The organism is Streptomyces sp. Ru73, assembly GCF_002920575.1.
GTDB lineage: Bacteria > Actinomycetota > Actinomycetes > Streptomycetales > Streptomycetaceae > Streptomyces.
In genome coordinates this window covers 45,106-53,637 of the sequence record NZ_PQSQ01000054.1, presented here as the reverse complement: position 1 = coordinate 53,637, position 8,532 = coordinate 45,106, and the positions used below count along the sequence as shown (strand labels likewise).

Annotated in this window: 7 protein-coding genes; 4 read left to right on the top strand and 3 right to left on the bottom strand. The window is 72.9% G+C overall.

Features of this window, described 5'->3' with window-relative positions; translation table 11 throughout:
- Window positions 1-94: 94 nt before the first annotated feature.
- Both C3486_RS22320 and C3486_RS22315 read left to right on the top strand, forming a co-directional pair.
- Entirely contained in the window at window positions 95-1,048 is a 954-nt protein-coding gene (locus C3486_RS22320) for a cyclopropane-fatty-acyl-phospholipid synthase family protein (protein WP_258052939.1), read from the top strand.
- A 145-nt stretch (window positions 1,049-1,193) separates the two neighbouring features.
- Window positions 1,194-1,547, top strand: coding sequence for a VOC family protein (locus tag C3486_RS22315; protein ID WP_103834515.1), 354 nt, complete (start codon window positions 1,194-1,196; stop codon window positions 1,545-1,547).
- Window positions 1,548-1,632: 85 nt separating this feature from the next.
- Here C3486_RS22315 and C3486_RS22310 read toward each other — a convergent pair whose 3' ends face one another.
- Complete coding sequence (locus C3486_RS22310; protein ID WP_103834514.1) at window positions 1,633-2,361, bottom strand: 3'-5' exonuclease; 729 nt, start codon at window positions 2,359-2,361, stop codon at window positions 1,633-1,635.
- A gap of 154 nt (window positions 2,362-2,515) precedes the next feature.
- Here C3486_RS22310 and C3486_RS22305 point away from each other — a divergent pair, with 154 nt between their 5' ends.
- Entirely contained in the window at window positions 2,516-3,280 is a 765-nt protein-coding gene (locus C3486_RS22305) for an SDR family NAD(P)-dependent oxidoreductase (protein ID WP_103834513.1), read from the top strand.
- 22 nt (window positions 3,281-3,302) lie between these two features.
- Here the strand turns inward: C3486_RS22305 and C3486_RS22300 are convergent, their stop codons facing one another.
- Window positions 3,303-4,541, bottom strand: a complete 1,239-nt coding sequence (locus C3486_RS22300) for an SAV2148 family HEPN domain-containing protein (RefSeq protein ID WP_103834512.1) — start codon at window positions 4,539-4,541, stop codon at window positions 3,303-3,305.
- A 517-nt stretch (window positions 4,542-5,058) separates the two neighbouring features.
- Between C3486_RS22300 and glgX the strand changes: the two genes are divergently transcribed.
- Window positions 5,059-7,188 carry a glycogen debranching protein GlgX gene (gene glgX / locus C3486_RS22295; protein WP_103834511.1) on the top strand — a complete coding sequence of 710 codons (2,130 nt, stop codon included), beginning with the start codon at window positions 5,059-5,061 and terminating at the stop codon, window positions 7,186-7,188.
- Here the strand turns inward: glgX and C3486_RS22290 are convergent.
- Window positions 7,142-8,470: an MFS transporter gene (locus C3486_RS22290; protein WP_258052938.1), complete on the bottom strand. Its 1,329-nt coding sequence runs from the start codon at window positions 8,468-8,470 to the stop codon at window positions 7,142-7,144. The two genes, glgX and C3486_RS22290, sit on opposite strands and share 47 nt — an antisense overlap.
- Window positions 8,471-8,532 lie beyond the last annotated feature (62 nt).

Sequence of the window (8,532 nt, the reverse complement as noted above, 5' to 3'; positions counted from 1 at the left end):
GCGCCACCCGGGCGGCCGCACGCGCGCCCGTCCCGGCCGGCGCCCGCCGATATTCGGTACCGCCCGCCCCGTTCCGGGACTAGCGTCGCGCCCCATGGCCGACACCACCCCGCCCGCACCGCCCAACGCCTCCGCCCCGCCGCCGTCCACGGTCCCGTCCGGACCCCCATCGCCTTCCGCGCCACCGTCCGCGTCGCCCTCCCCCGCCACCTCGCCCTCCCCCGCCCCTTCACCCGGCGGCTCGCGGGACGGCGGCTCGGGGGACGGCGGTCCGCGGGACGACGGGCCGCCGCGGCTCACCCATCTGGACTTCCACGGCCCGCTGTCCGAGGCGCGGGCGGCACGCATGGTGGCGCGGCTCGCCGCCGTACGGCCGGCCACCGTGCTGGACATCGGCTGCGGCTGGGGCGAGTTCATGCTGCGGGTGCTCGACGCCGTGGACGGCGCCACCGGCGTCGGCATCGACCTGAACGCGGACGACCTGGCGCGGGGCCGCGCCAACGCCGCCGCGCGCGGCCTCGCCGACCGCGTGGAGTTCGCCGAGGAGTCCGGGCACGGCACCACGCGCGGCCCCGCCGACCTCGTACTCTGCCTCGGCGCCGGCCAGGCCGTGAGCGGCCCCGAGTCCCCCCACAACTACCGCACCGTCCTGCGCGAGCTGCGCCGCCTCGTCACGCCCGGCGGCCGCGTGCTCTACGGCGAGGGCTTCTGGCAACGCCCGCCGACCACCGCCGAGCTGACCCGGATGTGGCCCGGCGCCACGGCCGAGGAGCACGTCGGCCTCGGCGAGCTCGTCGACCTCGCCGTCGAGGCCGGCTTCCGCCCGGCCTGGGTGGAGACCGCCAACGCCGACGAGTGGGAGGCGTTCGAGTCGGGCTACCGCTGCGCCGTGGAGGAGTGGCTGGCCGCCCATCCCGGCCACCCACTCGCCGCCGAGACCCGCGCCCGGGCCGACGCCCACCGCGCCGCCTGGCTCACCGGCTACCGCGACGTCCTCGGCCTCGCCTACCTCACCCTCGTACCGGCCGAACCCACACCCGCCGACTGACGCGCGCGCCGAAAACACCCCGCCGCCGGCTCCGTTGTAGTACTCGTGGGAGTCAGCGCCCTTCCCTCCCTCCGTCCCCCTGCCTACGCCCCTCTTCTCGCTTCTCCGCTCCCCGTCCCTCCCTCCGCTTCGTCTGGAGTCATCGATGACCGTTCACCGCGTCGTCCCCAACTTCACCGCCGCCCCCGAGACGGCGAAGGAGAGCCGGGACTTCTACGGTCTGCTGGGTTTCGAGGAGGTCATGAACCTCGGCTGGATCACCACGCTGGCCTCACCGGCCACCCCCACCGCTCAGATCAGCTTCATGACGGCCGACCGGACCGCGCCGGTCGTCCCCGACATCAGCGTGGAGGTGGACGACGTGGACGCGGCGTACGCGGCGGTGCGGGAGAGCGGCGCGGAGATCGTCCACCCGCTGCAGGACGAGGAGTGGGGCGTACGCCGCTTCTTCGTCCGCGCCCCCGACGGCCGGGTGGTCAATGTCCTCAGCCACCGCTGACAGCGCTCAGCCCCCGCTGGCACCCCCGCCCGTCCCGCCCACAGGACGTCACCCCTGCCCGGCACCGGCCGCCCGCCGCACGCGCTCAGTTCCGCGCCCGCGGTATCAGCGGAGGTATCAGCGGCCAGGCCGGCTCGACGCGGGCCGCGGGGTCGGACGTACGGCGCAAGTAGCGCTGGAAGGAGGCCGCCTGATCGGCCGCCGCCGTGCGCTGCAGGGCGTGCAGCGCGGGCAGGGTGAGCCCGGCGACCTCCGGGTGCTTGGCGCCTATTCGGCGGGCCACGCCGACCGCGGCCAGCGCGTCAGCGCCCGCTTCGTGCGCCGCGTCCAGCACCACGCCGTAGTGCGCGCAGAGCGCCTGGAGGGTGCGCTTCCCCTTGCGGTAGGGGTCGAGGTGCTTGTCGAGGACGAGCGGGTCGACGACCGGTGCCGGGTCCGTGCCGAGCCGGTCGGACAGCGGCAGCACGCCGTGCCGGCGGCACTCGCGGTCGAGCAGCGAGAGGTCGTACCGGGCGTTCATCACCACCAGCGGGACGCCCGCGCGCAGCGCTTCGGCGAGCGCTTCGGTGATCTCCGCGAGTCCCCGCGCGGCCGGGAGGCCGTGCTGCCGGACGAAGTCGGTGGAGAAGCCGTGGATGGCGGCCGCCTCGGACGGTATCGGCACGCCCGGGTCGAGGACCCATTTCAGCGCCGTCACCGCCTGTCCCGTCCCGTCGAGCCGGATGACGGCTGCGGTGACGACCCGGTCGGTCTCGACGTCGGTGCCCGTGGTCTCCAGGTCGAAGCCGACCAGCGGTTCCTTGTGCCAGCTCATGCGGCCTCCTTCGGTGGTGCGTCCCCCGTGTCGCACGCGACCGCCCGCCGCGTCCCGCACGGTCCGCGATCTCGTGTTCCCTCACTCTCCCACGCACCACTGACAACGCCGCCGGCTCCCGGCCGCCGGGCCCTCCGGCCCCTAGGGTTCCGGTATGGATCTGCAATTGGCCGGACGGCGCGCGGTGGTGACGGGAAGCAGCGGCGGCATCGGGGCCACGACCGTCGGGATACTGGCCGCCGAGGGCTGCGACGTACTCGTGCACGGGCGGAACGCGGAGGCCGCGGAGGAGGTCGCGCGCCGCGCCGCTGAGCACGGCGTACGCGCGGACGTGGTGCTCGGTGACCTCGGTGAGCCGGGCGGCGCCGAGCGGGTGGCCGCCGCCGCGCTGAACTTCGGGGTGCACATCCTGGTCAACAACGCCGGGCCGTTCCTCGAGCACGACTGGGACTGCGTACGGCCCGAGGACTGGCAGGCCGCGTTCGACGGGAACGTCTTCTCGGCGGCGCGGCTGACGCAGGCGCTGCTGCCGTCGCTCCGCGCGCACGGCTGGGGCCGGGTGATCAACATCGGCTCCCGGGCCGTACGGACGCCGCTGCCCAACATGGTGGAGTACTCCGCCGCCAAGGCCGCGGTGGTGAACATGACGACCAGCCTGGCCGGGCACCTGGCGGGCACGGGTGTCACGGCGAACTGCGTCAGCCCGGGCGTCGTCGAAACGTCCTCGATGCGCCGGATGTTCGAGGAGCGCGGCGAGACCGCGGCGGACGCGGCGGCCCGGTACGCGCCCAACCCCGTGGGCCGGCTGGGGCGCGCGGAGGACATCGCGGGCGCGGTGCTGTATCTCGCGAGCCCCCTGGCCGACTACGTCAACGGCATCGAGCTGCGGGTGGACGGCGGCATCACGGGCACGCCGTGAGCCGCATGCGCCGCGCAACGGGTCACGACACCGGCCGCGCGTCCGCCCACACGCTCTCGAACTCCTCGCGGTACACCTCGAAGAGGCCGTGGTCGCTCTCCCGGCCGTCCTCGTGGCGCACGACCTCCCGGCCGCCGCCGCGCAGCACCAGGACCGGCACCTCCATGCCCCGGCTGCGGCGCAGGTAGGACTGGACCACGGCTATGCCGTCCGGGCCGTCGCCGTCGACGAGGTACGCCGTGAAGCGCGGGGTCTCGTCGAAGACCTGGATCTCGAACGCGCCGGGGTCGCGGAGCCGGGCCCGCACCCGCCGCATGTGCATGATGTTCATCTCGATCGACCGGCTCATCTCGCCCTTCTTCAGGCCCAGCTCCCGCTCGCGGCGGCGGACCGCGCTGCTGGCCGGGTTGAGGAAGAGCAGCCGCACCCGGCAGCCGGACTCGGCGAGCCGGACCAGCCGGCGGCCCGAGTAGTTCTGCACGAGGAGGTTCAGGCCGATGCCGACCGCGTCGAGCCGCCGGGCGCCCCCGAAGAGGTCCTCGGCGGGCAGCTGGCGCTGCAGCCGCACCCGGTCGGGGTGGACGCCCACGACGTCGGCGTAGCGGTCGCCCACGAGGTCCTCGACCGCGTCGATGGGCAGCCGCCCGGCCGTACGGGTGCCGATGCCGGAGCCCAGTATCTCCAGGAGGCGCGCGGAGGCGCGCTCGGCCTGTGCGAGCACCGTCTCGGAGAGCGCGCGGTTGCGGGAGACGATGTTGCGGGCGACCTCCAGCTCGTCCAGGCCCAGCTCGACGTCGCGCCGGTCGTCGAAGTACGGCTCGAAGCACGGCCAGTGCTGGACCATCAGCTCGCGCAGCTGCGGGAGGGTGAGGAAGCTGATGATGTTGTCGTCGGCCGGGTCGAGGAGGTACCCCTTGCGGCGGCTGACCTCCCGCACGGCGACGGCGCGCTGCACCCACTCCTGGCCCGCCGGCCCGGCCGCGGCGACCACCCATTCGTCGCCGTGCACCGGCTCGTAGATGGGGCGCAGTACGGCCGCCACGACGGCGCGCAGCCGTTGTTCGACCAGATTCAGCCAGATGTAGGCACGCCCGGCGCGTCTGGCGCGGGTACGTACCTCGCTCCAGGCCTCGGCGTCCCACTCCAGCTCCGCCCCGATCTCCATGGGGCGTGCGAGGGACACCGCGCCGGGCGGTGCGTCGATGGAGCCGCCCTCATGACCATCGTCACCAGGAGGCAACTCCAACCCGCCCGAGCTCACCTGTACACCGCCTTCCGAACCTCCGTGCCAACGATCAAGGCACCCTACTGCGGGTCCGGGAGAGGGTGCAGCCGGATGCGCCGACTCTTCCACCAACTCCCCTTATTCACTGTGCCCGTTGTGTCCGGAAAGGGCGGCGGGCGTGAGCGGAGTCATAGTCGGGCCCCCAGGGGGCCGCGCCGCAGTCCCGGCGGACTCCCCGCCCGACACGCACCTCGTCAGGGGTCCGGGACGGCTTCCGGGGCTGCTGGGAAGGAGGCCGAAACTGATTGTTCCGGAGTCGCGACACGCCCAGGACGTCCCCTCCTGTTCGCTATGTCGCCATACATCGCGATTACAGTCGGACACCTGCTCGTTCCCCCGGTCGGAGGACCCTTCTTCGCGGCAGGTTGCCTGCCTTTCGGCGAAGATCTCGCGAACATCCCACTGTTCGCCGCTTATCGGGGAAGAATTCCGGTTCGGTCCGCGGTCATCAGTCCGTCGCGGCGCCCCTCTAGGGAAGTGGAAGAGTCGACGCATGCAGGTCTGGCCGGGTCAGGCGTATCCGCTCGGTGCCACGTACGACGGTGCGGGCACCAACTTCGCGGTGTTCTCCGAGGCGGCACAACGTATCGAGCTGTGTCTGCTGCACGACGACGGGTCGGAAACAGCGGTGGAGCTCCGCGAGTCCGACGCGTTCGTCCGTCACGCATATCTGCCCGGCATCATGCCGGGGCAGCGGTACGGCTTCCGGGCGCACGGCCCGTACGAGCCGGCCAAGGGTCTCCGCTGCAATTCCGCGAAACTGCTCCTGGATCCCTACGCCAGGGCGGTCAGCGGCACCATCGACTGGGACGAGGCGGTCTACGGCTATCACTTCGGCAAGCCGGACAGCCGCAACGACCTGGACTCGGCGCCGCACACGATGGCCTCGGTCGTCGTCAACCCGTATTTCGACTGGGGTGACGACCGGCCGCCGCGTACGGACTATCACGAGACCGTCATGTACGAGGCGCACGTCAAGGGCCTGACGATGCTGCACCCCGGGCTGCCCCAGGAGCTGCGCGGCACGTACGCGGCGCTGGCGCACCCCGTGATCATCGAACACCTGCGGGAGCTGGGGGTCACGGCGCTGGAGTTGATGCCCGTACACCAGTTCGTCAACGACCACCGGCTGGTGGACGAGGGACTGGCGAACTACTGGGGTTACAACACCATCGGCTTCTTCGCGCCGCACAACGCCTACGCCTCCTGGGGCGACCGCGGCCAGCAGGTGCTGGAGTTCAAGTCGGCGGTGCGCGCGCTGCACCAGGCGGGCATCGAGGTCATCCTCGACGTGGTCTACAACCACACCGCCGAGGGCAACCACATGGGCCCGACGCTGTCCTTCAGGGGGCTGGACAACCCCTCGTACTACCGGCTGGCCGACGACCCGCGGTACTACATGGACACCACGGGCACCGGCAACAGCCTCCTGATGCGCAGCCCGCACGTGCTCCAGCTGATCATGGACTCGCTGCGCTACTGGGTCACCGAGATGCGGGTGGACGGCTTCCGCTTCGACCTCGCGGCGACCCTGGCCCGGCAGTTCCACGAGGTCGACCGGCTGTCGTCCTTCTTCGACCTGGTGCAGCAGGACCCGGTCGTCAGCCAGGTGAAGCTGATCGCGGAGCCGTGGGACGTCGGCGAGGGCGGCTACCAGGTGGGCAACTTCCCGCCGCTGTGGACCGAGTGGAACGGCAAGTACCGCGACACCGTGCGGGACCTCTGGCGCGGCGAGCCCCAGACGCTCGCCGAGTTCGGGTCCCGGCTGACCGGCTCCTCGGACCTCTACCAGGACGACGGACGCCGGCCGCTGGCCTCCGTCAACTTCGTGACCTGCCACGACGGCTTCACGCTGCACGACCTCGTGTCGTACAACGAGAAGCACAACGAGGCCAACGGCGAGGAGAACCGGGACGGCGAAAGCTTCAACCGCTCCTGGAACTGCGGTGCCGAGGGCGAGACCGACGACCCCGAGGTGCTGGAGCTTCGGGCCCGCCAGATCCGCAACTTCATCGCCACCCTGATGCTCTCCCAGGGCGTGCCGATGCTCAGCCACGGGGACGAGTTCGGGCGCACCCAGAAGGGCAACAACAACGCCTACTGCCAGGACAACGAGCTGGCGTGGGTGCACTGGCCCGAAGAGGGCGAGGACGGCGAGCACACGGGGTCGCTGGAACTGCTGGACTTCGTGCGGCAGATGGTGTGGCTGCGGCGCGACCACCCGGTGTTCCGGCGGCGCCGCTTCTTCCACGGCCGCCCGATGGAGGGCACGCACGACGAGCTCTCGGACATCGCGTGGTTCACCGCCGAGGGCGAGGAGATGGAGCAGCGCGACTGGCAGGCCGCGCACGCCAAGTCGCTGATGGTGTTCCTCAACGGCAGCGCGATCTCCGAGCCGGGCGTCCGCGGCGAGCGGATCTCCGACGACTCGTTCCTGCTGCTCTTCAACGCGCACGGCGAGGAGAAGGAGTTCACCGTGCCCGTGGACCACGGGCGGCAGTGGCAGGCGGTGGTGGACACCGCGAACCCGAAGGCGGTCGCCGAGGGCGGCCCCAAGGTGCGCGCCGGGGACACGCTCACTCTGGTGGGGCGGAGTCTGATGGTGCTCCAGCGGCCCGCCTGACGGGGGCCGGTTCCGCGCCGCCGGACGCCGCGTCCGGCGCCCCGCCCGGCCGGGCGCCCGCGTACGGGGGCGTGTCCGGCCGGGGGCGGAGGCGGACGGTCAGCGCGAGGCCGAGCACGAGGACGGCCGCGGCGAGCGCGACGGCGAAGGCGGCGGCCGGCCCGTAGGACTCGGCCAGCCGCCCCGACAGGGCCAGCGCGAGCGCCTGCCCGCCGACGATCGAGCTGGTGAGGAAGGCCATCGACTCGGCCATCCGGCGGGCCGGCACCAGCCGTTCGGTGAGCGCGAAGACCGTGATGAGGTGCGGCGCGAAGGCCACACCGAGCACCACGACCACCGCGTACAGGGCCCCGAGGGAGCCGACGAACAGCAGCGGTACGGAGAGCAGGGTCAGGGCCGCGGCGGCGGCCCGCCAGCGGGCCGGCAGGCCGATCCGGGCCGGCACGAGGACCAGCGACAGTCCGGCCACCGCGCTCATCACGCCCATGGCCGCGTAGACCAGGCCCGCCTGGCCGGGCGCGCCGAGCCGTTCGGTGAGCGCGGTGATGCCGGCCTGCGAGGCCCCGAACATGGCGCCCTGGAGGGCCATGGAGGCCCGCAGCGCGTACGCGGCCCGGGGAATGCCCGGGCGGTCCTGCCGGGCCGTCCTGCGGCGTTCCGGCGCCTTCGGCGCCGTCAGCCCCGCCGTCGGGTGCAGCGCGAAGGCCGAGCCGCACGTGGCGAGCAGCAGCGCCGCCAGCGCCAGCGCGGCGGCCGGGTGGGCGACCGCCGCCGCCACGCCCACGAGGGCCGGGCCCAGCACGAAGGACACCTCGTCCAGGGTGCCCTCCAAGGAGAGCGCGGCGTTCACTGTGCGCTCGTCCGCTCCGGTGCGCCGTACGAGGGCGACCGTGCGGGTCCTGGCGAGCGGCCCCACCTGAGGAACGGTCAGCCCGGCGAGCAGTCCCAGGAGGGCCAGCGGAAGCACGGCCAGATGGGACAGTGCGGCGAGCACGAGGGCCGCGACGGCGAGGGCGTTGGCCCAGCAGGCCGCCAGCACCACCGGTCGCTGGCCGCGCCGGTCGGCGAGCCGGCCGATGAGCGGGCCCGCCACGGTCTGCCCGGCGGCCAGCGCGCCGCCGGCCACCCCGGCCGTCGCCAGGCTGCCGCTGGTCTCGGCGACCAGCAGGACGCTGCCGAGCTGGCACATGGCGGTGGGCAGCCGGCCGAGGAAGGAGACGGCGGGCAGCACCGGTCCGCAGGCGGCGAGCACGGTACGGTAGGTGGCCAGTGCAGCGGTCATCGGGCGACGTTATCGGTCCTGCGGCCCCGGCCAGTATGGGCAGGACGTACGAACGAAAATCG

Excerpts from the sequence above, each read along its gene's own strand:
- C3486_RS22320 (WP_258052939.1), top strand. The coding sequence starts at position 95 with ATGGCCGACACCACCCCGCCCGCACCGCCCAACGCCTCCGCCCCGCCG.
- C3486_RS22315 (WP_103834515.1), top strand. The coding sequence starts at position 1,194 with ATGACCGTTCACCGCGTCGTCCCCAACTTCACCGCCGCCCCCGAGACG.
- C3486_RS22310 (WP_103834514.1), bottom strand. The coding sequence starts at position 2,361 with ATGAGCTGGCACAAGGAACCGCTGGTCGGCTTCGACCTGGAGACCACG.
- C3486_RS22305 (WP_103834513.1), top strand. The coding sequence starts at position 2,516 with ATGGATCTGCAATTGGCCGGACGGCGCGCGGTGGTGACGGGAAGCAGC.
- glgX (WP_103834511.1), top strand. The coding sequence starts at position 5,059 with ATGCAGGTCTGGCCGGGTCAGGCGTATCCGCTCGGTGCCACGTACGAC.
- C3486_RS22290 (WP_258052938.1), bottom strand. The coding sequence starts at position 8,470 with ATGACCGCTGCACTGGCCACCTACCGTACCGTGCTCGCCGCCTGCGGA.